1 pseudogene is annotated in these 634 nt (G+C 67.5%); it reads left to right on the plus strand.

Going from position 1 to position 634, the window contains the following annotated elements:
- A pseudogene (locus tag ACRCUN_RS34200) lies at positions 1-634 on the plus strand (PPE family protein); the annotation flags it as partial.

Consider the following 634-nt stretch of genomic DNA (forward strand, 5'->3'; position numbering starts at 1 on the left):
GACGAGTGCGCCTGCGCCCTTCCTGCTCAAGCCGGGTGTGGGCGAGGCGGGCACCACATCGGCCAATGTGCAGCAGATGGCGGCGCAGGGCCAGGCGACCGATTCCGGTACAGCGCTTCAGAATTCGAACATCATCAGCGACCTGCTCGAGCAATATCTGCAAGGGGTGCCCGGCGGCCAGGAGATCATCGACTTCCTGCAGGACCCGATCGGAAATCTCGGCCAGCTCATCGACGACTTCATGACGAATCCGTCGGCTGCACTGGTCACGTGGGGGCCGTTCTTGTTCGCGGTCGCCTATCAAGTGTTCTTCAACCTCGTGGGCTGGCCGACCTGGGCCATGATTTTCGCGTCGCCGTTCCTGATCCCGGCATTGGCCGCACTCGGAATCACCGGCCTGGTGCTGCTGATCGATCACCTCATGCAACCGCCCGCGGAGACTGCACCCGAGGACAGTCCCGAGTCCGTGGCGCCGCGCGTCGAGCAACAGAACCCCTACCCTCTGGCCGGATTACCCGCGCCCGGTGGTGGAGCGGTCGGGACCGTGGGCGCACCCGGAGGCGGTGCGTCGGCGGCGGCGGCGCCTGGCGCGCCGGCCGCTCCGGCTGCGCCGCTGCCCGTGTATGCCGTCGCG

It is taken from the genome of Mycobacterium venezuelense, from assembly GCF_054919535.1.